This is a genomic window from Paracandidimonas lactea, from assembly GCF_021653995.1.
Classification (GTDB): domain Bacteria; phylum Pseudomonadota; class Gammaproteobacteria; order Burkholderiales; family Burkholderiaceae_B; genus Allopusillimonas; species Allopusillimonas lactea.
On the sequence record NZ_JAJJOZ010000006.1, the window covers coordinates 148721 to 172257 of the forward strand.

19 protein-coding genes are annotated in these 23537 nt (G+C 61.5%); 6 read left to right on the forward strand and 13 right to left on the reverse strand.

Features of this window, described 5'->3' with window-relative positions:
- Positions 1-54 precede the first annotated feature (54 nt).
- The 12 genes from LOL23_RS12360 to LOL23_RS12415 form a co-directional block, all read right to left on the reverse strand.
- Positions 55-888, reverse strand: a complete 834-nt coding sequence (locus tag LOL23_RS12360) for a M55 family metallopeptidase (protein ID WP_160981002.1) — start codon at positions 886-888, stop codon at positions 55-57.
- Positions 885-1949, reverse strand: coding sequence for a DmpA family aminopeptidase (locus LOL23_RS12365; protein ID WP_160981000.1), 1065 nt, complete (start codon positions 1947-1949; stop codon positions 885-887). The genes LOL23_RS12360 and LOL23_RS12365 overlap by 4 nt, the downstream gene beginning before the upstream one ends.
- Positions 1950-2076: 127 nt before the next feature.
- Positions 2077-2976, reverse strand: coding sequence for a glutathione ABC transporter permease GsiD (gsiD, locus tag LOL23_RS12370; protein ID WP_237173672.1), 900 nt, complete (start codon positions 2974-2976; stop codon positions 2077-2079).
- A gap of 9 nt (positions 2977-2985) precedes the next feature.
- Positions 2986-3906 (reverse strand): glutathione ABC transporter permease GsiC, encoded by a 921-nt coding sequence (gsiC, locus tag LOL23_RS12375; protein WP_160980996.1) that lies wholly within the window; start codon positions 3904-3906, stop codon positions 2986-2988.
- A gap of 68 nt (positions 3907-3974) precedes the next feature.
- Positions 3975-5522 carry a glutathione ABC transporter substrate-binding protein GsiB gene (gene gsiB, locus LOL23_RS12380; protein ID WP_160980994.1) on the reverse strand — a complete coding sequence of 516 codons (1548 nt, stop codon included), beginning with the start codon at positions 5520-5522 and terminating at the stop codon, positions 3975-3977.
- An 18-nt stretch (positions 5523-5540) separates the two neighbouring features.
- Positions 5541-7541, reverse strand: coding sequence for a dipeptide ABC transporter ATP-binding protein (locus tag LOL23_RS12385; protein ID WP_160980992.1), 2001 nt, complete (start codon positions 7539-7541; stop codon positions 5541-5543).
- Positions 7542-7682: 141 nt separating this feature from the next.
- Positions 7683-8654, reverse strand: a complete 972-nt coding sequence (locus tag LOL23_RS12390; RefSeq protein WP_237173673.1) for an isoaspartyl peptidase/L-asparaginase family protein — start codon at positions 8652-8654, stop codon at positions 7683-7685.
- Positions 8654-9544: a MurR/RpiR family transcriptional regulator gene (locus LOL23_RS12395; RefSeq protein ID WP_369414124.1), complete on the reverse strand. Its 891-nt coding sequence runs from the start codon at positions 9542-9544 to the stop codon at positions 8654-8656. Before LOL23_RS12395 ends, LOL23_RS12390 begins: the two co-directional genes overlap by 1 nt.
- A 377-nt stretch (positions 9545-9921) precedes the next feature.
- Positions 9922-10827, reverse strand: a complete 906-nt coding sequence (gene rssA, locus LOL23_RS12400) for a patatin-like phospholipase RssA (RefSeq protein ID WP_237173674.1) — start codon at positions 10825-10827, stop codon at positions 9922-9924.
- 75 nt (positions 10828-10902) lie between these two features.
- The gene (locus LOL23_RS12405; RefSeq protein WP_160980970.1) at positions 10903-11868 is read right to left on the reverse strand and encodes a Bug family tripartite tricarboxylate transporter substrate binding protein; all 966 of its coding nucleotides are present in this window, start codon (positions 11866-11868) and stop codon (positions 10903-10905) included.
- On the reverse strand, positions 11865-12812 hold the full coding sequence (locus LOL23_RS12410) for a hydroxyacid dehydrogenase (protein ID WP_160980968.1): 948 nt from the start codon (positions 12810-12812) through the stop codon (positions 11865-11867). Before LOL23_RS12410 ends, LOL23_RS12405 begins: the two co-directional genes overlap by 4 nt.
- Positions 12813-12817: 5 nt before the next feature.
- A complete protein-coding gene (locus LOL23_RS12415; RefSeq protein WP_160980966.1) occupies positions 12818-13978 on the reverse strand; it encodes a mandelate racemase/muconate lactonizing enzyme family protein in 1161 nt (386 codons plus the stop codon).
- 269 nt (positions 13979-14247) lie between these two features.
- Here LOL23_RS12415 and LOL23_RS12420 point away from each other — a divergent pair, with 269 nt between their 5' ends.
- Together LOL23_RS12420 and LOL23_RS12425 are read left to right on the forward strand one after the other, a co-directional pair.
- A complete protein-coding gene (locus LOL23_RS12420) occupies positions 14248-15015 on the forward strand; it encodes a GntR family transcriptional regulator (protein WP_160980964.1) in 768 nt (255 codons plus the stop codon).
- 118 nt (positions 15016-15133) lie between these two features.
- Positions 15134-15355 (forward strand): hypothetical protein, encoded by a 222-nt coding sequence (locus LOL23_RS12425; protein WP_160980962.1) that lies wholly within the window; start codon positions 15134-15136, stop codon positions 15353-15355.
- 101 nt (positions 15356-15456) lie between these two features.
- Here the strand turns inward: LOL23_RS12425 and LOL23_RS12430 are convergent, their stop codons facing one another.
- Complete coding sequence (locus tag LOL23_RS12430) at positions 15457-16383, reverse strand: LysR substrate-binding domain-containing protein (protein ID WP_237173675.1); 927 nt, start codon at positions 16381-16383, stop codon at positions 15457-15459.
- Between the two features lie 128 nt (positions 16384-16511).
- On the opposite strand from LOL23_RS12430, the gene LOL23_RS12435 reads away from it, so the two are divergent.
- The 4 genes from LOL23_RS12435 (at position 16512) to LOL23_RS12450 (ending at position 23536) form a co-directional block, all read left to right on the forward strand.
- Positions 16512-17495 carry a Bug family tripartite tricarboxylate transporter substrate binding protein gene (locus tag LOL23_RS12435; RefSeq protein WP_160980957.1) on the forward strand — a complete coding sequence of 328 codons (984 nt, stop codon included), beginning with the start codon at positions 16512-16514 and terminating at the stop codon, positions 17493-17495.
- Positions 17496-17546: 51 nt separating this feature from the next.
- Entirely contained in the window at positions 17547-19145 is a 1599-nt protein-coding gene (locus LOL23_RS12440) for a hydantoinase B/oxoprolinase family protein (RefSeq protein WP_237173676.1), read from the forward strand.
- On the forward strand, positions 19142-21271 hold the full coding sequence (locus LOL23_RS12445; RefSeq protein ID WP_160980953.1) for a hydantoinase/oxoprolinase family protein: 2130 nt from the start codon (positions 19142-19144) through the stop codon (positions 21269-21271). Before LOL23_RS12440 ends, LOL23_RS12445 begins: the two co-directional genes overlap by 4 nt.
- 264 nt (positions 21272-21535) lie before the next feature.
- The gene (locus tag LOL23_RS12450) at positions 21536-23536 is read left to right on the forward strand and encodes a TonB-dependent receptor domain-containing protein (RefSeq protein WP_237173677.1); all 2001 of its coding nucleotides are present in this window, start codon (positions 21536-21538) and stop codon (positions 23534-23536) included.
- Position 23537 lies beyond the last annotated feature (1 nt).

The window sequence follows — 23537 nt, forward strand, 5'->3', positions numbered from 1 at the left end:
GGCCGCGCTTGCCCTGTGGGGCAGCGAAACGGCGTACTGTGCCAGCCGGCGCGGTCAGCGCAACATGAACGACATTGCCGACAGGCAGTTCAGCGTACGGACAACGGCCTCCATGCTGTCGCAGCCGAAGGCCAGCGTATTGGCGCGGGTACGCTCCAGCGCCGGCCATTGGCAGAATAAATCCGCCTGGCCCGGCGCCTGGGTTTCTACTTCACAACGAAAGCGCGGGCCTGACGCAGCCTCTGCGATGGCATAAGGGCACAGGCCTGGGCTTGTCGAGACGGCGCGGGCGGCTGCTTCGTATATAAGCGCACAGGCGCGCGCCGGCGCCAGCGACGTACACGTGGCATTTCCCTGTGCCTGCTTGGTTTCCACGTATTGCGCACCGGGGAAGTGGTCCAGCGTTTCGTCCAGGAAGACATCATCGCCACATAATAGAGCCACCGGTACGTTCATTTCGCCGGCCAGTGCGCCGTACAGCAACGCTTCGTTTAGTACGATGCCGTTGACCGCAACACGGCGGAACGCGAAGCTGTTGATGGTATGGGCCAGCACGCCTCGCGTACCGGCGCCGGAATGATAGCCGACCATGAATACCGCATCGCACCTTTGCTCCAAGCCTGCCATCATACCTAGGTAGCGGGGCTTGCCAGTCACCATGCAAGCGCGCGGGTCCAGGCGGTCCAGCAGCAGATTACGGAAACCCCCATGTGAATCATTCACCAGCACTTCTGTTGCACCGCCTTCGAACGCGCCGCGTATGGCCGCGTCGGCCTCGGCCGTCATCCACGCGCGTGCGCGTTCGTACTCGGGATTGCCGGGTCGAACCTGCTCGGCATGCGTGACCCCGGCCACGCCTTCGATATCGACGGAAACAAGAATTTTCATGCAAGTACCTCGCGCCAGTCGGGCATGAGTTCGGTGATGGTGCGGCGGCGATGGCCATCGCGGCCGATAACAGATTCGGCGGCCCAGAGGGCATTCACAATTGCCTGCTCGGTTGCTTCAGCGGCAGCTTCGAACAGCGGGTCCAACTGTGTTTCGTGCAGCATGGCGACCGCAGGCATGGCCTGCGCCGCATGAAAGGGGATGCGGTACGCGGTGCTGAACGCCAGCGCGATATCGCCGCTGCCGTGACCATACACCGAGCCGGTGCGTGCCAGCCCGGCAGCCGCGCGCATGGACAGGCGCCGCAGTTGACGCGTATCGAGTGGGGCGTCGGCGGCCAGCACGATAATGATGGAGCCTTGGTCTACCTGGTCTTGCTGGCCGGATGCCTCGCGTTGCAGCAGCATCTGCCCCAGTGCTTTACCGCGCACGGTCAGGTTGGCGAGCCGGCCAAAATTGGCCAGCACCAGCGCGCCCACAGTATGGCGTGCACCCGGGCCGATATCCGCCACACGCGACGCGGAGCCGATGCCGCCCTTGACCCCGAAGCACGACATGCCGCGCCCCGCGCCCACCGAACCCTGCAAGAAGCGTGTCGATGTGTCGGCGCATGCAAGGCGATAATCTGCCTCGCATACCGCGAAGGCTTGAATGTCGTTGAGATAGCCGTCATTGCATTCCAGCACAAGTGGATTTGCGGTGGGCCATTCGCGGCCGATGTCGGGGTGTTCGGCGATTGCCTGGCGCAACTGCGCGGTGGCGATTCCCCCTACCGAGAATGTATTGGTGAGTGCGATCGGGGTTTCGATCACGCCCAGCTCTTCCATCTGTAGCAAGCCTACACTTTTACCGAAGCCGTTGATAACGGTTGCCGCGGCCGGCGTGCGTTCGAGGAAAGCATCGCCGTCGTGCGGATGAATGACCGTGACGCCCGTCTGGACGCGCTCACGGGCCAGGGTTGCATGCCCGACGCGCACGCCGCGTACATCGGTGATCAGATTGAGCGGGCCCGATGGCAGGCGGCCGGTAACAGGTGCGTCGAGTTGTGAAGTTTGCTGCATGTCTTGCTTTGAGGCTCTGTGCGCCCGTCAGCGCTTCAGCGTGGCGGTTGGGAAGTACAAGGCGGGCGTAAGTGTTGGCGGCGTTGACACGGCGTGGGGCGCTGTGATCCGGATGTTTCCGACCGGTTCAGCGGTCGATCTTGGGATCCAGCGCATCGCGCAGGCCGTCACCCAGCAGGTTGAAGGCTAGCACCGTCAGGAAGATAGCCAGTGCCGGAAATATTGCCACATGCGGCGCAAGCAGCATGTCTGAGCGCGCAGCATTGAGCATGGCGCCCCATTCGGGTGTGGGCGGTTGGGCGCCCATGCCCAGGAAGGACAGGCTGGCGGCGGTAATGATGGACGTGCCGATGCGCATGGTGCCATACACCACAATCGGCGAAATTGTACCGGGCAGGATGTGGCGGAAGATAATGACGCGGTCTGGCGCGCCGATGCTGCGCATGGCCTCGATATACGTCATATTCTTCAGCGCCAGTGTGCTGCCGCGCACCAGGCGCGCGAAAGCGGGCACACTGAAAATCGCCACGGCAATGATCACGTTCACCATGCTGGAGCCCAGTACGGCAACCACGCCGATAGCCAGCAATATACCCGGAAAGGCCAGCAGTACATCGGAAATGCGCATGGTGATGCGGTCCCACCAGCCTTCGTAGTAGCCTGCCAGCAGGCCCAGCACCGTGCCGACGAGCGCGCCCAGCGCCACCGACACAAAACCGGCCGACAGCGAGATGCGCGCGCCCATCAGTACGCGGCTGAAGATGTCCCGACCCAGCGAATCAACGCCCATCCAATGTGCCCACGAGGGCGGGCTGTTCAGGGCATCGTAGTCGAAGTAGTTCTCGGCATCATAAGGCGCTACCCAGGGCGCGATCACGGCCAGAAGCACAAGGAATACGACGAATATCCCCGCCAACACGGCGAGCTTCTGTTTGCGGAACTTGCGCGAGAACTCCCGCATGGGCGTGCGTACGGGTGCATTGCGTTCGGGTGGCGGAGCCAGTTCGGCTGATGTGGCTTGCGTCATGGCGGTTGCCTACTTGTAGCGAATCGTGGGGTTGATCAGGCCGTACAGAACGTCCACGATCAGGTTGATCAGTATAAACTCCAGCGAAAACAGCAGAATCAGTCCCTGGATCACCGGATAGTCGCGCATATTGACCGCGTCGATCAGCAGGCTGCCCATGCCCGGCCAGGCAAACACCGCCTCGACCACAATAGAGCCGCCCAGCAAGAAACCGAACTGCAGGCCCATCATGGTGACCACCGGGATGAGCGCGTTGCGGAAGGTATGTTTGACGACCACAACGCGCTCGGCCAAGCCTTTAGCCCGCGCCGTACGGACGTAGTCTTCCTGCATCACTTCAATAAATGCTGCGCGGGTAAAACGGGCCATCACGGCGGCAACCCCGGCACCAAGGGTAATGGACGGCAGCACATAGTGCAGCCAGGTATCGGCGCCTACAGTGGGAAACCACCCCAACTGCACAGAAAACAGTTCGATCAGCACCATGCCCAGCGCAAAGGCAGGGAACGAAATACCGGATACGGCCGCCGTCATGCCGGCTCGGTCGGGCAGGCGGTTGCGCCATACGGCGGACACCACACCGATGACCAGGCCGAACACGACAGACCACGCCATGCTCGTGAGTGTGAGCAAGAAGGTTGGCATGAAGCGCTCGGAGATTTCGACCGAAACAGGGCGTTTGGTGCGAAGTGAATCCCCCAAATCACCCTGAAGCAGATGGCTGACGTAGCGCACGAACTGCTGTGGCAGTGGAAGATCCAGCCCCAGCTCGTGCCTTACGACTTCGACAGTGGCCTGGTCGGCCTCGGGGCCGGCAGCCAGGCGCGCCGGGTCGCCCGGCAAGAGGTGTACGAACATGAACACCACCACTGCGACCAGCAGTAGCGTGGGTATCATGCCGAATAAGCGTTTGACGATGTATGTGAACATGAGCTGCTGCGGCCCAGCGGGCGTATCCGCGCATGCGTGCGCGCACGCCGGGCCTTCTATGTTGCCGGTCAGGGGGTGAGGTCGACGTCCTTGAACAGGAAGGAGCCGTCAGGCATGACCACAAAGCCGGACAGTTTCTTGCTCTGCGCCGACAGCAGTTTGATCGTGGTCAGGAAGGCCCAAGGGGCGTCCTTCCAGATCTGCTCCTGCGCATCGGCATACAGCGCGGTCTTCTTGGTTTCATCAGTGGTGAGCAATGCGTCGGCAATATCTTTGTCGACCTGCTTGTTCGAATAGTAGGCCGTATTGTTGAACACAGGCGCCCATGCGCTGGTTGCCAGCAGCGGGCGCAGCGCCCAATCGGCTTCGCCGGTAGATGCCGACCAGCCTGCGTAGTACATGCGCACTGGCGCGGTCTTAGGGTCTTGCGCCTGCTGTACGCGTTGCACACGCTGGCCCGATTCAAGCAACTCTACCGATGCCTTGATGCCGACTTGTCCAAGCTGCTGCTGCAGGAACTGCACTACTTTTGCCGATGTGCCGTCGTTGTATGCGGACCAGAGCGTGGTGGAAAAGCCATCGGCATAGCCTGCTTCTTTCAGCAATGCTTTGGCTTTCTTGGGATCATAGGGCCATGGCTCCATCTTCTTGGCGTATTTCACGCCCTGGGGCACCACGCCTTCCGAGGGGAAAGCATAGCCGGCGAAAGCTACCTTCGCGAGCGCATCTTTGTTGATCGCGTAGTTCACGGCCTGGCGCACGCGCACGTCGTCGAACGGCTTCTGGAGCATGTTCATTGAAATGTAGCGCGCAATGATGGACGGCGCGGCGACGACTTCAAGCTTGTCGTTTTTCTCGAGCAGCTTGGCCTGCTCGAAGGGTAGTGGGAAGGCGAATTGCGCCTCGCCCGTCTGTACCATCGCGGCACGCGTGTTGTTATCTGTAACGGTGCGGAAGGTCAGCGTGTCGATCTTGGGATAGCCCTTCTGCCAGTACCCGTCGAACTTCTTCACCCTCAGGTACTCGGCCGGCTTCCACTCGGCAAACTGAAAGGGGCCGGTGCCGGTGGGGTGGAAGGTGATGTCTTTGCCCCATTTTTTCAGCGCGGTGGGCGAGATGATCATGGCTGACGGGTGGGCGAGCGCGTTGATGAATGCGGAGAACGGCTCCTTCAGCGTAATCTTGACGGTATGCGGGGCGACGACCTCAACCTTGTCAATGCGGCTGAACTGGTTGTAGCGCGCCAGGCCGTTGGACTTGTCCAGTACGCGCTCGAGGTTCGCTTTTACGGCATCGGCATTGAAGTCTGTGCCGTCCTGGAACTTCACGCCTTCACGCAGCTTGAAGGTGTACACCAGGCCGTCGGCGCTGGCGTCGTAGCCGGTCGCCAGCAGTGGCTGCACTTGAAGCTTGTCGTCGAACGCGAACAAGCCTTCATAGTAGCTCTTGCCAACCGCCTGAGCCAGTGTGGAATTGGTGTTGTAGGGGTCGAGTGAATCCAGGGCAATATTGACGGCGATGGTCACGTCTTCGGCCGCCAGGGCGGGAGCGGCCGCCGCCAGCCCGAATGCCAGCCCCAATGCGGCGGTTGTACGCCTGAGCGTGAAACTCTTCATTTCTGTTCCTCCGGATGACTAATAAGATGCACCAGCCTGTGGCTGTGCTACGTAATGGCCCGCACCGACCTGGATCAGCGGAAGAACGATGGGTTCGTCTCCCACGTCACGGACGGGGCTGGGAATTTCTCCCGCAAGCAGCTTGCGGTCCAGGTGGCGGCGGGCCGGATCAGCAATCGGCACCGCGGCCATCAACTTGCGCGTGTAGGGGTGCTGAGGATTCTCGAAAATCGCCCGGCGCGGGCCAATCTCGACAATTTGACCCAGGTACATCACGGCAACACGATGGCTGACACGTTCGACCACAGCCATATCGTGCGAGATAAACAAAAATGCGATGCCCAGTTCTTGTTGCAGATCGATAAGCAGATTAACGATCTGGGCCTGTATCGACACATCCAGGGCAGATACGGATTCGTCCGCGATCACCACTTTGGGGTTGAGGGCCAATGCGCGCGCAATGCAGATGCGCTGGCGCTGGCCGCCGGAAAACTCGTGGGGGTAGCGCTGCGCGGCTTCGCGCGGCAAACCTACTTTGTCCAGCAGCCAGAGCATGCGTTGTTCAGCTTCTTTTGGTGGCATCGTTTTGTGGATCAGCAGCGGCTCGATGATGGAATAGCCGACTGTCAGGCGTGGGTCCAGCGACGCGAACGGGTCTTGGAATATGAACTGTATATTGCGTCGCAAAGACTGCAGTGCCGGCCCTTGCAGCTTGCCTATGTGTTGCCCTTCAAATTCGATCTCGCCGCCTTGTGTCTGCACCAGTCTCAGCAGCGATCGGCCTGTCGTGGATTTGCCGCAGCCCGATTCACCCACCAGGGCAAGGGTTTCGCCAGGATAGAGATCGAAGCTCACTTTCTCGACGGCATGCACGCGACGCGTAACACGGTTGAAAATGCCGGTGCGAATATCGAAGCGGGTGACCAGGTCGCGTACGCGCAAAATGGGTTCGCGGGTGGACGGCGTGGCGGGGGCGTGCTGATCCTGCATCGGCGCATATGAGGCGCGCTGAGGAGCTTGCGTGGATTGGGGGAGGGCGTGCGGCGGGGTAGTGCGCACGGCGTCCTGCACTGCGTGGGCGGCGGCATCAGGCACTGTCTGCGCGCCTTGCGTGTTGTTTGCCGCGGGCTGTGTCGACACCGCTGGAAAGTGCGCCGGCTGGTCAGTGCCTTTCATCGAGCCCAGGCGCGGCACGGCGGCGAGCAGTGCACGAGTGTAGGTATGTACGGGGCGGTCGAAGATCTGTTGCGCCGGCCCTTCTTCCACCTTGTCGCCCCGCAGCATGACCAGTACGCGGTCGGCCACTTCGGCCACCACACCCATGTCGTGCGTGATGAAGATCACGCCCATGTTCATCTCGCGCTGCAACTCGCGGATCAACTGCAGTATCTGGGCCTGTATCGTTACATCCAGTGCGGTGGTCGGCTCATCGGCGATCAGCAGGGCGGGCTTGCAGGCAAGCGCCATGGCGATCATGACGCGTTGGCGCATCCCCCCGGACAGCTGGTGCGGATAGCGGCCCAGTACGTTCTTTGCGTCGGGTATGCGAACCTGATCAAGCATGTGCAGCGCGCGCGCCATGGCGGCGCGCTGGTCCATGCCCTGATGCAGGCGCAGGCTTTCCGCGATTTGTTCACCAACGGTGAATACCGGGTTGAGCGATGTCATTGGTTCCTGGAAGATCATCGCCATATCAGCGCCGCGCACACTGCGCAGCCTCGCGCCCGGTGCGCTGGCCAAGTCCAGCACCTGCCCATTGCGCCGGCGCAGCAGCATTTCGCCGTTCAGGATGCGCCCGCCGCCATAGTGCAGCAAGCGCATCAAGGCCAATGAGGTTACCGATTTACCCGAGCCCGACTCCCCTACGATTGCCAACGTTTCGCCGCGGTCGACGTGAAAGCTCATGTGGTTTACCGCGTCTACCACGCGTTCGGCACTTTTGAACTGCACGCTCAGGTCGGTGACGCGCAGCACACGGTCGGGTTCAAGCTCGGTGGAAATATTATGCGAAGCCGTCATAGGCTTGATTGTCCATTCAAGTGCGCCGCGCTGGTATTGCATTCAAGCGTGGCGCCTAAGTTTCGTTTGTGGGTGCCGCTGTGCATCGCATGCAGTCGTGCTTGACGATGCCCGGTGCTGCCACAGCCCTGCGGCGGGCGCTTAACGATGTATCGCCACAAAAGGTGTCTGGCCCGGCACGATGCTGCCGCGATACATGCCCTCGGTATTGAAAGGCATGGCCACGTTACCGTGCCGGTCGACGGCGATCAGCCCGCCGGCGCCGTCTATGCGCGGCAGCTTCTCGTTGATGACGCGCTCGGTAGCCTGCGCCAGCGTCAGGCCGCCATATCCCATGAGCGCGGATACATCGTAGGCGGCCACGCAACGGATGAATGCCTCGCCCTTGCCCGTGGTGGACACCGCGCAGGTGGCGTTGTTGGCATAGCAGCCCGCGCCGATCACGGGGCTGTCGCCCACGCGCCCGGGCCATTTGTTGGTCATGCCCCCTGTTGAGGTGGCTGCAGCCAAGTTGCCGTGCCCGTCAAGTGCCACGGCCCCAACGGTGCCCAACTTGGTGCCTTCGTCCAGCGGCGCGGCGGGCGTGGCCGCCTGCGCACGGGCGCCGTCGTGGTCCAGCACGATGGATTCAGTGCCGGTGCGACGGGCCGCCTCGAGCTGTTCGCGCCGGGCCTCGGTCGAGAAAAAGGTGGGGGCCACGATCTCCAGGCCGTGCTTGCGCGCCAGCGTCTCGGCCCCTTCACCCACAAAGAAAACGTGCGGGCTGTGCTCCATGACCATGCGCGCGGCCAGTACGGGATTGCGAACGGTGCGCAGATTCGCGACCGCGCCACAATCGAGCGTGCGGCCGTCCATGATCGAGGCATCGAGCTCGTGTTCTTGTGTGCTGGTGAACACCGCACCATAGCCGGCATTGAACAAAGGGCATTCTTCCAGCAGGCGCACCGCTTCGGTGACGGCGTCCAACGCCTGGCCTCCCTCGGCCAGAACGCGGGCGCCACCGGTCAGGATGTCGCGAAGCGCCTCTTCGTACTGCTGGCGCAGCTCGGGTGTGATCTTGGTGCGCGAAATCGCGCCCGCGCCGCCATGTATCGCAAGGACAGGGGTTGTCATTACTTTGATCCTTCATGAAACAGCCACGGCATGACGGATTCCGCAAGCAAAGCGGCCGCCGTGACAGAATGCCTGGACTGGTGCGCTACTGCCGCCGACAAGGCCTCAATCAGCCCCAGCGCTGCTGTCTCTGAGTTGGACAGCAACTGGCGCTGGCTATGCGCGTACAGGCAGATGTCTGCCAGCGGCACGAGCGGCGAGGAGGGTTTGTCTGTCAGTGCCAGTACGGTCACCCCTGCTGCTTTTGCGCTTTTGGCCAGCGTGATCGTATCGGCGAGATACCGGGGGAATGCTATGGCGATGACGAGATCGTGCGCGCGTATACGGGACAACTCGCGGGCGGCATGTGACACGCCCCCCGGGCCCGCCAGCGATTCCACCATGTCGCAATGCAGGCTCAAGCCTCGCTGGAGCAGGCCAGCGAGAAAGCCGCTGGAGCCGAAGCCAATGATGAATACACGCTGTGCGTTGAGCACGGCCTGCACAGCCTTTTCGCATGCTTCTTCGCTGAGCGCCAAACGTGTCAACTCGAAATTGCGCTGGTCTTCATACAGAGAGGCTGCAAAGATATCGGCAGCGCTGGCCGCCTTGCCGCGTTCAAGGCGCAGGCGCTCAACGGGTTCGAGCGCCGCCTCGAAGCCGCGCGCTAGCTCGGCGCGAAACTGTGGGTAGCCGGGCAGGCCCAATGCACGGGCAAAGCGGTTGGCCGTAGCGATAGACACCTTGCACTGCAGTGCGAATTCATCGATCGACATCGTGGCGACCTTGAAGGGATGCGCCAGCACGTAATCCGCCATGCGTCGATGCGAGGCGCTGAGCGCCTGCATAACGCTGGAAATACGTTCGGCGATAGTCGGCGCGGCCTTGCGGCGTGCTGGCGATTTGCTCACAGCGTGTAGTCCGGGAAATAGAGAGGTAGCGCGATCATCGCAATCGGAAAGATAATAAATTTACATGAAAACACTGCGCGTGAAAATAAATATTCATCGGGGTAAACCCAGATGGCGCAGTGGATTGTTATGCAGTGGAAAGCAACGCCCCTGCGCAGACATTCGGGGCGCTGTGTGGAAAACAGCCTGAGGCCGCACATGAACGAGTACGCGCCAGGAGGATATGCGCTTGAGCCTATTCAAGAGCAGCATGGAGGCCCCGCGGGGAAGCGGGGTCAAGTTTCAGAAAGTGCTGGTATTTGATGGATGTGCCTAATCTATTGATAAATAGATGTATTTGGCATCAGCGCACCCCGGTGCTCAGCCCGGACGGGGAGTTATCGCTGCCTTACCAGTTCCTTCAACTCCGGCAGCACCTGCTGTGCTGCGCGTTCGCCTTCTTCAATGGCCACGGCGGCGCGGTGAAAGTCCATCAGGGCCAGGTTGGTCAGGCGCGGGCGGATCAGGACGTCTGCGGGTTCGCCGGCCAGACGGCTGCGGGTGATGCGCACTTGCATGATGTTGAGGCTGATGCTCAGCACGTCGAATATCGACGGCATAGTGGCGGCGGCGGAGGCGGGCCCGCTCTTGAGGCGGCCCAGCCCTAGCGGGAGCTTGTCCAGTACGGATGCGAACGGACTTGGGCTGGGCGCGGGCGGGGGATCCGCGGCGTCGAAATGCCGGCCGACGAGGTCGGCGTTGAGATCCACGGCAATGACGATGTCTGCGCCCATGGCACGGCACAGTGATACCGGTACCGGGTTGACCAGTGCGCCATCGACCATCAGGCGGCCATCCATGAGCGCGGGCGTGAACAGGCCGGGCAGCGCCACCGACGCCCGCACCGCATCCACCATTGAGCCTTCGCGCAGCCACACCTCGCGCCCCGTGACCAGTTCGGTGGCGACGGCCCCGAACGCCTTGGGCAGGGCGGAGATGTCTTTGTCGGAAAAATGGGTGCGGATAAAGGTGAAGAGCTTTTCACCAAGAATCAGGCCGCCACTGACGGTGAAGTCCAGCAGGCCGACCACACCTTGCCAAGTGAGGCTGCGCACCCAGGTTTCCAGCCGCTCGAGCTGACCGTCGGCATACGCAGCGCCCACCAGCGATCCGATCGACGTGCCGCAGACAATGTCGGGCACAATGCCCGCTTCTTCGAGCACCCGGATGATGCCAATATGAGACCAGCCGCGCGCCGATCCGCTGCCCAGTGCGAGCCCGATTTTCGGAGTGTGTGATCTCATGAGCGTATTTCTCCATGGCGTACCGGCCATGCCTTGCGGCAGTGAATACGCGTTATTGTAGTCGCCGGAGAGCGTCTACAGCTTCATGCTTTTGACGATGCGGCCGAACTTCTCTCGTTCGGCTTTGACGAACTGTTCGAAGTCTGCGGTGGGCATCCCGCTGGGCTCGGCGCCCTGGTTCTGAAGCTTGGCCCGCAGGTCAGGCAACTGCAGCACCGCGTGGATGTCTTCCTGGATTTTCCCGACAACGGCGTCGGGCGTGCCTGCGGGCACAAATACACCAAACCATTGCGTCAAATCGAAGGCTTCCATGCCCTTCGTTTCGTCTACGGCGGGCACATCGGGCACGGCGGGGGAGCGGTCTTTGGCGGAGACTGCCAATGGCCGCAGTTTTCCCGACTGGACGTGGGAGTAGCCGATGGGCAGCCCGACGAATCCAATGTCTATCTGATTTGCCAGCAGCGCGGAAATGGAAGGCGCGACACCTTTATAGGGGACGTGCAGCAGGCTGGTACCGCTGAGTTGTTCGAACAGCGCGCCGGCCAGGTGCTGAGGGGTTCCGTTCCCGGACGATGCGTAGCTGACGGCACCAGGATGGGCTTTCGCGTAATCAATGAGTTCGGCGGTCGTCTTGTAAGGCTTGTCGGGATGCGTGACGAGCATAAAAGGCAGTTTGACGGCGAGCGTCACGGGGCGAAGATCCTTTTCGGGGCTGTACGGCATCTTTGGCATGATGTGCTGGCTGATCACAACCTCCGCCGTTGCTGAAAGCATGATTGTGTAGCCGTCCGGCTGAGCATGCGCCACATAAGATGCGCCGATCGTGCCGCTTGCGCCGTCCTTGTTCGATACTACGACAGTTTGGTTCCAGCGCTGGCTCAGTTTTTCGGAAAGCAGGCGTGCGACGGAATCGGTGCCGCCGCCCGCAGTGTAGGGAACGACGATGGTTACGGGTTGGGCGGGCCACGTCTGAGCGGCATAGGTGTGGGCAGTGAGGCTTGCAAGCAGTGCGCCTGCCGCGGCAATGCGTCCGAATTTCATGGTTTGTCTCCAGTGCTGTTGCTTAAAAGATGCTGCGACACGCGCTCGGCAATCATGGCCGATACGCGCATGTTGGATTCCAGGGTCACGCCTGCGATGTGGGGCGTCAGGATAAGATTGGGTGCATCGGCCAGTGCGGAGCCTGCTGGCAACGGCTCGTGGGCATAGACGTCGATGGCGGCGCCGCCCAGGTGCCCGTCTTTGAGGCTTGTCGCCAGCGCGGCCTCATCGACCACGCCGCCGCGCGCGACATTGATCAGGATGGCGCCCGGTTTCATGGCGTTAAGCTGTGTGGCGCCGATAAGGTTCTTTGTGGCGGCGGTGAGCGGAACATGAAGGGACACGACGTCGGCGCCGGCGAGCACGGCGTCAACGCTCGGGCTGCGTACAACCGTATTCAGTGTATCGGCGCGTGCGGCGGGGCTGGGGTCGTACGCCATCACCGTCATGCCCATGGCCTGTGCCAGTTCGGCGGTGCGCCCCCCCACCGAGCCCAGTCCAATGATGCCCAGCGTTTTGCCGCCGATTTCCTGGCCATTGACCAGCGCGTCGCGCGGCCATTGTCCCGCCGCAACTGCACCGGTAACGGTATACGCACGGCGCAGCAGCATCATGGCGCAGCAGATCACATACTCGGCCACCGTGTTTGCGTTGGCGCCCGTTGCGGGAAAGACGGCGATGCCGCGTTCGCCACATGCGGCGGTATCGATATTGTCCAAGCCGACGCCTAGGCGTCCCACAGCCCTCAGCCGATGCGGTTGGCTCAGCAGCGCCTGGTCAACACGTGTGCGGTTGCGCACGATCAGTCCATCCGCGTCATGTATGGCGTGAATCAATGCCTCCCGGTTTTCATGCAACTGCGAGTCGTAATGGACATCGAAGCGTGCGCGCAGTGACTCGACGGCAGCGCTGTCCATGAATTCCGCGATGATGATTTTGTTCATTGAATTCACCCTTCCTGTATAGGCACAAGATAGTTTTTTGCTTCTTCCAAGATTGGCTCAACGCCCAGCCCAGGCAGGTCGGGCAACGTGACCGTGCCATCGACCACCGTGAAGTCGGGAGCCGCGAGCGCGGCGCGCAGGGGATTCGGGTTGGCGTCGATCTCGACATAGCCATCGCCGCCGACAGCCGCTTTCAGGTGCATGGACGCACGCAGCCCGATGCCGGCGCCGAGCCAGTGCGGGCAGAACCACTTGCCGTGTGCGAGGGTGCTGCGGCCCACTTTCAGGCAACCGCTGAAGCCGCCCCATTTACCGATGTCGGGCTGGAGGACGCTTACCCCGCCTGTGGCCATGGCTTCATTGAACGCGGATTCTTCACGCAGGTTTTCGCCCGCCGCAAGGCGCTGCGTGGTGCCATTTGCTAATTGCTGCCAGATTTCCCAGGGCGTATCCGCGGCAACCGGCTCTTCAATCCAGGCAAGGCCATACGGGGCAAGGCGGTCTATCATCACCTTCGCATGGGCGGGGCTCCAGGCTTGATTGGCGTCGGCCATCACTACACCGTCGTGCCCCAAGGCGCTGCGGACAGTGCGGATATTCGACTCGTCCTGGTCGTCGCCGAAACCCACCTTGAGCTTGAACGCCCTGTAACCCTCTTCGCGTTTTTCGTCAACCACGCGCATCGGCGCGTCGGGATTGATGCCCGATGCGTAGACAGCCACTTTGGGTTGCCCCCCTAGCAGCTTCCATAAGGGCTGGTGGGCCCGCTTCGCGAGCAGGTCCCATGCAGCGATGTCGGTTGCCGCGATGACTTGGGCAAGCGGGCCCGGTTCGCCAGCCTGAATGGCCAGAATCCGCGTTTGTGCAGTGAGGGTGTCAAAGCACTGCTCGGGGGATTCCCACCATTTGCCGCACAGGATGGGCGCAATAACGGATAGAAACAAGCGAGCCCGATGCTCCGCACCCACGGCGGGGAAGTTGCACCACACCTCGCCCCAGCCGATGATGCCGTCGGCGTCTGTAAGCCTGACGAGCAAAGCGGGCCGGTTGTGCATGACACCAAATGATGTACGCACCGGCGGCCGTGCAGGTGCACGAAAGACAAAGGCGTCGGCTTTATCGATGCGAAATCTACGGGTCAATTGCTGTGATGCGTCTACCGCCATTTATCCGCCTGCTTATCTGCTGCCAGCGCGCCATGCGACACGCTGATGTATTGATTAAAGGTAAATAAGTATATACTTTATCACGGTATCGGGCGCTACGCTACACGGGGTCGCGATGCAACACATCGCGTGGTGTTACGCCGCGGCGAATCTGGGCGCGCCACATCGCGTCGATAACAGCCAATAAGTTGCGTACACTATCGTGTCGCCGCGGTTGTGCGGGGTTTACAAGCAGGCATGGGTGCAGGCCCGGTTTTCGTCAAACGCATATGAAGTCCAAGAGTCCGAGCGATGCTCGCCCAACGTCCAGTACAGCAACGCCAGATAAAGCTTGGCCGGCGAGTCATATCCCACGCTACGTGGTTATTGCCGATCGCCTGCGCCAGCGGATCGCGTCGGGCGCGTGGCGGGCAGGCACGCTGCTGCCATCGCTGCATGCGCTGGCCGACGAGTTCGCGGTTGCGCGCCCTACGGCGCGGCAGGCCGTGCAAATCCTGGTTCAGGAGGGGCTGCTCAGCAGTCAACGGGGGCAGGGTACGTTTGTGACGCAGGCGGCCACGCCGGTGAAAACAACGCCGCTGGAGACCTCCCTGCAAGCGCTTGCGGCCACCTATCACGGCTTGAAGCCAAAAATCCTGGAGATTGACGAGACGCCGCGACCTTTGCCTTGCGATCCCGACGGCGCGGCAGACTACGTCTATATGCGACGTTTGCATTCCCTGGATGGCCGCCCCTATTGCGTCATCTCGCTATACATTGCACAAGACGTTTTCAATGCCAAACCTGCGCAGTTGCGAACACAGCCCATCATTCCGGTGCTGCTGGCCCTGAAAGGGCTACGCATCAAACAAGCGCATCAGACCCTCAGCATCGCGTCCGCCGATGCCGAGACCGCTGGCCTGCTCGGTATCCCCGCCGGCGCGCCACTTGCAAACATGACACGTGTTTTTCGTTCGCAGAAGGGGAAAATCGTCTATTACGCCGAAGTCAGCTACCGGGGCGATGCGGTGCGCATTGAGATAGACCTCAAACCATAACGGGTGGCTGGCATATTCTGCGATTGATGCTAGACTTGGGCCGTCCTGTATGGACGACGACGCGGGCTTTGTTCGTGCCGCCCGCGGAACCAAACACAATAATCAAGCGGGGGCATCTATGCACTACATCATTCAAATTCTGGCCGCAATCGTGGTGGGCACCGCCTTCGGGGCCTTGCTGGGGCCGCGCAGCAGCAAGCTGTTCTTCGGGTCCATCGTTGCGATCGCACTGGGAGTCGCAGCCATTTTCACCACCGCCTGGCTGCCTCTGGCAGGCGCTGCCGCAGTACTGTTCATCGCTACTGCGCTGCACCGAGATCCGGCGCCTGTGCGCGCCTGACGACGGCGTGGGCTGCGTTGCGGCCCCGCCATATGAACTGCACCCAAAAAGTTGGACGCTGATCCAATCCTTGGGGTGCAGTTCATATGGCGGGGCTTTTTTCAACCTGCGGCGAGCATCCGCCGGAGGTCTTGCGCGACAATCTCCAGTTGCAGGCGGAACGCGTTGGCAAAATCGGGCGTCAGTCGCGACGAGGGATTGACGCGCGAGTACGAGGCAAAGGTGTTCACCTGGATGGCGGGCAGGAAGGGGCGCACCGCGACTTTGTCGGAAAACACTGGCACCAGGTAGGGGTTGACGATGCCGACGCCCAGGTCTTCCGCAGCCATCATGCACAAGGTGGCATAGTATGAGGTCTCGATATAGCTGGGCGGTTTGACGCCAGCCCTTTCAAGACGCGTCCTTAGTTCTGTACCCAATGAGTCGCCTTGGTGCAGATAGAGCAGCGCGTGCTTCTTCAAGTCGCGTACGCGGATGGCCTTTTGTGCCGTGAGCGGGTGGTGCTTGCTCATCACGCATACCGCATTGTCCGTGTGAATGGCTTCGCTGCGGCAGGCGTCATTGTCGAGAGAATTGTTGGTGAACGCGATGTCGTAGAGGCCATGCATAAGGCCCTCCTGTATCTGTGCGCTGCCCAGGGTATCGATGGTGGCATGCACCTGGGGGTGGCGTTGGCGAAACCCGCCTAGCGCGCGAGGCAGTACACCGAGGCCGAGGGTGGGGGTGCAGGCGATGCGCAATACGCCTGTGCCCGAATCCCGCAGCGCCGCCACCGCCTGTTCTATCTTTTCCGCACCCCGGTAATACAACTGCACCGTATCAAAGAGCTGTTGCGCTTCCTGCGTAGGCTGCAGCCTTCCCTTGCGCAAGTGAAACAGTTCCAACCCGGTGGCCTGCTGAGCATGGGCGATCAGCCTGCTGACTGTCGGTTGAGTGGTGTGCAGCATCCGTGCGGCCGCAACCGTCGTGCCGGTGAGCATGATTGCCCGAAATGCTTCGATCTCGTGAAAAGTAAGTGGTCTCGCCATAGCCGGCAGTATATCCCCAGGGTATATCCAGTAAGCATACTATGCGTAAGAAAAAGCATTGGTATGAATTGATAGGCTGGCCGTAGACTGCGTGACTACCTACCACAATTATTCAGGAGACACGGGCAATGAAATGGAAAACAACCTTTGCCGCGCTGGCATTTCTGGTGGCGCCACTTGCTTTCGCAGGGGCCGCCGTTGCGCAGGGTACCGACAGCTTTCCCGACAAGCCAATACGCATCGTGGCGCCGTTCTCGCCGGGCGGTACGGCAGATGTACTGGCGCGAGCGATCGCCAAAGAGCTCAACGATAAATATGGCCAGCCCGTCGTGGTCGAAAACAAGGGTGGATCGGGCGGCAACATTGGTGCAGCGGACGTTGCCAAGGCCAAGCCCGATGGATACACCCTGGTATTGGGGACCATAGGCATACATGCTGCCTATACGCTTTACAAGTCTCTCTCGTACGATCCCGCAAAAGAGCTCCAGCCTGTGGCCATCCTGGGTGGTGTGCCCACTGTGGTTGTCGTGCATCCCAGCGTACCCGTGCACACGCTGGCCGAATTGATCGACTATGCCAAGAAGAACCCAGGCAAGCTGAATGTGGGCTCGGCGGGCGTGGGCTCGTCCACGCATATGGTCAATGAACTGTTTCAGCATGCCGCGGGCGTCAAGTTCACGCATGTTCCCTATCGGGGCAGCTCCATGGCCATGAATGACCTGCTGGCCGGGCAGATCGATCTAATGTTCGAGCTGGTAACCACGGCTGGGCAGATCGTGCAGTCGGGGCGCCTGCGGCCCCTCGCCGTCACCAGCGCTAAGCGCAGCGACGTGCTGCCCGACGTGCCGACGGTGGCGGAGCTGGCCATACCCGCCTTTGAGGGCACCGGGTGGTTCACCATTGCCACGGCATCGAGTGTGCCACGCCCCATCGTCGAAAAACTAAACAAAGACATCGATCTCATCTTGCGCTCGCCCGCAATGCAGAAAACCTGGGCATCGCTGGCGTTGCAGGTGCAAGGCGGGTCGGTTGACGAAGCGCGTGATTTTATTTCCCGGGAGCGCAAGAAGTGGGGCGAGGTCATCCGGGTGGCAAACATTAAGGCAGGCTGATTGCCCTGTTATCCAGGCGCCGTATGCGGCGCCCATCATCAAGGTGTAGAAATGTTCAACGGTATTGTGCTCGAACTTTTGTGGCGGCGGCTGATTTCGATTGTCGACGAAGCGGCCGTGTCGCTGGTGCGGACATCGTTTTCATCGGTTGTGCGCGAGTCTAATGATTTCGCGTGCGTGATCACCGACGCGCAGGGGCGGTCTATCGCCCAGGCGTCTAACAGCATTCCGTCTTTTATCGGTACGGTGCCCCGCACAATCCGGTGCTTTCTGGAGCGATTTCCCGCGGATACGCTTCGGGAAGGCGATATCCTGATCACGAACGATTGTTGGCTGGGCACGGGGCATCTGCCCGATATCAGTGTGGCAAAGCCCATCTTTTTCGGCGGCAAGCTGGTTGCGTTCGCTGGCTCGGTTGCCCATGCGCCCGACATCGGCGGGCGTGTGCGCTCCGCGGATGCGCGCTCGGTGTTCGAAGAGGGCCTGCAGATACCGCCCTTGAAGATCATGGAGGCCGGCCAGATCAACCCCACGCTCGAGGCCGTGCTGCGGCAAAACGTCCGTGTACCCGACCAAGTCATGGGTGACCTGTATGCGCAGTTCACGGGCCTGCACCTGATCGAGCGCCAAGTGTGCGCGTTGATGCGGGAGCGTGGGCTGGATACGCTTGAGAAGCTTTCAGCGGAACTGCGCGCACGCAGCGAGCATGCCATGCGCAAGGCAATTGCCAAAGTGCCCGATGGAACCTATCACGCCGAAGCCATCAGCGACGGCATCGATGCCCCTATCCGCCTGAAGATGGCGCTGACCGTCGCCGGTGATGAAATCTTTATCGACTTTACAGGCTCCGACCCGCAGGTGCAGCGCTCCATTAACGTGTGCCTGGCCTATACCCGTGCGTATACGTCATATGGCGTGAAGGCGGTGCTGTGTCCTGACGTACCCAACAACGAGGGAGCACTGGCGCCGCTGCATATTTCGGCGCCCGAAGGAAGCATTCTCAATTCATTGCCGCCCGCCGCCGGCGGGGCGCGTGCACTCATCGGGCACTTCTTGCCTGCCTTGGTGCTCAGCGCGCTCGCCAAGGTGGTGCCCGCAAAAACGATTGCTGGTGTCGGCTCGCCGTTGTGGTGCGTGAACATGGCGGGCGCATACGATCATGGCAAGCCATATACCAGCCTGTTCTTCCTTAACGGCGGCTATGGCGCCAGCGCCAACCGCGATGGTGTGGAAGTGCTGTCGTGGCCCAGCAATATTTCCTCGACACCGGTTGAAGTCATCGAACAGATGGCGCCGGTGAAGATTCACTACCGGCAGTTCCGCGATATGGACGCACCGAATGGCGCATATCGCGGCGGCGCCGGGCAGGAGCTCCTGCTCGAGAACCTGAGCGCGCAGCCAACCACGATTTCGTTTATGGCCGAACGTACGCGCCCGGAATCCGCTGCGCCTGGCGTAATGGGCGGTTTGCCAGGGATGCACGGCGAAATACGCATTGATGGCGCGCTCGTCAACCCCAAGGTTCAGTACGCCATATCACGCGGCACCAAGGTATTGCTCAAGACGCCGGGTGGCGGTGGCTACGGTAATCCGGCAAACCGCGGCGCTACCTTGCTGGAGAATGATTGTTTGAATGGGTACACGAAATGAGCCAGAAACAGTATGCATTGGGCATTGATATCGGCGGCACATTCACCGACGTAGTGCTGTACGACCAAGACGAAGGCAGCGTGTTCAGCCATAAAGAGCTGACCACACCTGATGAGCCTACGACAGGCGCTTTGCGTGGCGTGCAGGTGCTGCTGGCGCGCGAAGGCGTGACGGGTGACCAGATCTCGCGCGTTGTTCACGCAACCACGCTGTTTACCAATGCGCTGATCGAGCGGCGCGGCGCTAAAACAGGGCTGATCACGACCAAGGGTTTTCGCGACACGTTGGAGATGCGCCGCGAGTTCAAGTACGACCTGTACGACTTGTTCATCGAGCTGCCTTCGCCATTGGTGCCGCGCGCCCTGCGTATGGAGGTTCAAGAGCGCATGCGTCCTAACGGTGAAGTTGATACACCGCTCGACGAGGAAGGCGTCCTGCGCGCGGCCAGAGCGCTGGTGGAGCAGGGCGCGGCGTCAATCGCTATTGTGTTTCTGCACGCATACGCCAACGGTGCGCATGAGCGGCGGGCGCGTGAACTGATCGAGGCTGCATACCCCGGTCTGTATGTTTCTGTGTCATGCGAAGTGGCACCCCAAATACGGGAATATGAACGCACGTCCACTACGGCTGCCAATGCATACGTTCGGCCGATCGCCGATCGTTATCTGGCGAGCATGGTCGAGCGCCTGGCACAGATTTCCGTACGATGCCCCTTTCTGATGATGCTGTCCAACGGCGGCTTGACGCACGTGGATGAAGCCCGACGCTTTCCCATTCAATTGCTCGAATCGGGGCCGGCGGCGGGCGCTATTGCCGCCGCATACTTCAGCAAACGTTCGGGCATAAACAGCGTGCTGGCGTTCGACATGGGGGGCACCACAGCCAAGATGAGTATCGTGCGAGACAATGCGCCGCTGATCGCCCACCAGTTTGAAGCCGGCCGCGAGAAGCGTTTTGCCGCGGGCAGCGGCTTGCCTATCAACATCTCCACGGTTGAGCTGATCGAAATCGGCGCCGGCGGCGGCAGCATTGCACACCTGGACAGCCTTGGGCTGCTCAAGGTCGGGCCGCAGAGCGCCAGCTCCAAGCCAGGCCCGGCGTGCTATGCGCGCGGTGGTACGCGGCCAACCGTCACCGATGCCAATCTTTTGCTGGGCCATCTCGATCCGGAATCGTTTGCGGGCGGCACCATGCGGCTGAGCACAGAGGCTGCGGACACCGCCATGCACACGGTAAGCGTTGGCCTGGGGATGGACGAAGACAGCGTGAGCGCGGGTATCCTGGCAGTCGTTAATGAAAACATGGCCGCCGCCGCACGCGTGCACGTTGCCGAGCGGGGGTTCGATGTTCCTGCGTTTTCGCTGCTGGTGACGGGCGGGGGCGGGCCGCTGCATGGTTGCGATGTGGCGCGCCGTCTGGGCATACGGCGGATGATTTGTCCGCCGGGCGCGGGTGTAGCCTCCGCCATTGGCCTGCTGATGGCGCCAGCGCGCGTAGATCGCTCAGCGACGATGGGGCGCGCCCTGGAGAAGGTTGGCCATGAAGAGCTCGAGTCTGCGTTCGCGGCGCTGGAGCGCGATGCAGCCACGGTGATGGCGGAAACGCTGAGCCCCGGCACACCTTATACCCTCGTACGGTCGGCCGACATCTGCTTTGCGGGCCAGGGGTTCGAGGTCATCACGCGTCTGCCCGACGGCCCCTATGGTCCCGAGACTGCTGCGCAGATCCGCAGTGCATTCGCTGAAGGCTATCGCCAGGTGTTCGGCCAAGTGCCGCCCGTCCAGTCCATTGAGATCGTCAATCTGCGCCTGACTGCCCAGGAAACCCGCGTATATCGTCCGCTGTCGCTGGATGTCTCGGGCAAACATGCATGGGTGCCGCGCCAGAGCTGCCGCGACGTCTGGAGCGAGCCCTTGCAGGCCTTTGTCAGTGCGCCCGTCCTATCCCGCGATGCCATGACGACTGGCCAGGTGCTGCATGGCCCCGTGATCGTGGAGGACGCCTCGTCCACGCTCGTTGTTCCCGCGGATGCGAGTGTCATGAGCGACGCGGCCGGCAACTTGATCATCGATCTGGGCACGGCGTTCGATGCGCATGCCGACGCCGCGGTCGAACTGGAGGCATGAGCAGGTGATCTGAACCGGTAGGCTGAACGGGGCGCGTGCCCCGCAGCCCACAGCCTCACAGCCCCGCAGCCCCACAGCCTCACAGCCCCGCAGCCCCACAGCCTCACAGCCCCACAGCCCCACAGCCCCACAGCCCCACAGCCCCACAGCCCCACAGCCCCACAGCCCCACAGCCCCACAGCGAGTGCGTGCTGCATCAGCCGTGCTGATGTCAGTATTTCCCATGGGCAATATAAGCAATGTTATAACATTGCATTCTTGGCCATGCACAAGACTGTTCAAGTGCAAGAGAAAGGGGAAATCGTGCTTCGATGCATAAAAACACGCGAAAAAGCCGTACTGGTTGCGGCGGTGCTGGGGGTGGGGGCGCACGGCGCGGCAACGGCGCAGCCAGCGGACGATGCAGCGCCCACCCTGGCACCCATTGTGGTCACAGCCACATCCGGCGAGCGCGCGTTGCGCGATGCGCCTGCAAGCATCTCGGTTGTCGAGGGCGATACATTGCGCGAACGCCCGGTACGCAATCTGGCCGATGCCCTGGAAGGGGAGCCTGGTGTGGGGCTGGCGGGCATAGGCATGGGGCGCCGCGGCGTGTCCATACGGGGCATGCGGCCTGATCATAGTTTGTTTTTAGTGGACGGCATGCGCATCAGCAATTCATCGTCGGCCGTTGCGCACTCCGACTTCGAGCTCGGCTGGGTGCCCGCGGTCGCGATCGAACGCATCGAAGTCGTTCGCGGGCCGATGTCGTCGCTCTACGGTTCCGAGGCACTTGGCGGCGTCGTCAATGTGATCACGCGGGCACCCACAGATACATGGCGCGGTGAGTTGTCCAGCTTTGGCGCCTGGCCGGAGCACAGCCGCGGCGGCGACCTGCGCACCGCCGGGGCATACGTGAGCGGCCCGCTGCTTCCGGGCGTACTTGGCATGAGCCTATGGGGCCAGTTTCAGCACCAGGACGCAATGGTGTCCGCCCAGAACCCCAGGCGTACGTCCATGGGCGAACAAGAGGCGTTCAACGGAAACATGGCCTTGACATGGACGCCTGATGCCCAGCAGCGCATCGATCTTTCCTACGGGGCGGGCAAAGAAAACCGCTGGCGCGATACGATGGGTGCGGGTCGCTACCCGCGATACTATCGTTCCGAGGAAGACCTTCGGCGTACGCGGCTTGCGCTGTCGCACGAGGGGAAATGGGGCTGGGGCGACAGCCGCGTGCGCGTGTATCGCACCACGCTCTCGCGCGACAGCGCACGTACCCAAGGCGCGCCCGTATGGGGGTCGCATCGTTTTGTGGATACTGTGGGCGATGCGCAGGTGGCGTTTTCTCCCTTGGCCGGCCACCGTTTCACGCTGGGCGGCGAAGTACGCGGCGAACATCTCGAAGACCCAACGGTCAATCATCGCGGCAAGGCCAGCCAAACGCACTTTGCCGCTTTCATTCAAGACGAAATCGTACTGGGCGACCAATGGGAACTTGTGCTGGGCAGCCGGTTTGACCGGCATTCGGCGTTTGGCTGGGAAGCCAGCCCGCGCGCCTACCTGCTTTACCACGCCACAGACGCCCTGACACTCAAAGGCGGGGTGGGCGGCGGCTTCAAGGCACCCACCCTGAAGCAGCTTTCGCCCGAGTATGAAGCGATCATCGCTGGCGGCCGTTTCACCATCGTCGGCAACCCAGACCTGAAACCCGAAAAGAACCTATCGTTCGAAGCCGGGGTCGACTACGAAGAAGGCATATGGTCCGCCCGCGCCACGGCGTTTCAGAACGATATTACCAACCTGATCCAGGCCGCGTGCATCGTGGGCTGCACGGGTCGCCCTGGTGCGCTCTGGACCTACCAAAATGTCCACAAAGCACGCATTCGCGGCGTTGAGCTGGGAGGCGGCGTCGAATTGCCTTGGAGCATGGCGCTGGATGCCAACTATACCTATCTCGATGCGAAGGACCGTACGACGGACGAGCGTCTCATTGGCCGTTCGCGCCATGCGGCCAATGCCACGCTCAAGTGGGCGCCCCTCGCGAAGCTGACTGCCTCTGTACGCGTCAACTATGTTGGCCCCCAAAAGACGTCCTCAGGCAGCGGGCGGCAGGGCGGTTACAGCTTCGTATCCGCCTATGGCGATTATGCGCTGAGTAAACATGTCAACCTGAGACTTGGCGTCGAAAACATCGGCGACGTGCGGCTCGCTGATGATTCCGACGAATACGCTTATGCGAATCCTGGGCGGCGTTATGTCGCGGGCCTGCAGGCGAGGTTCTGAT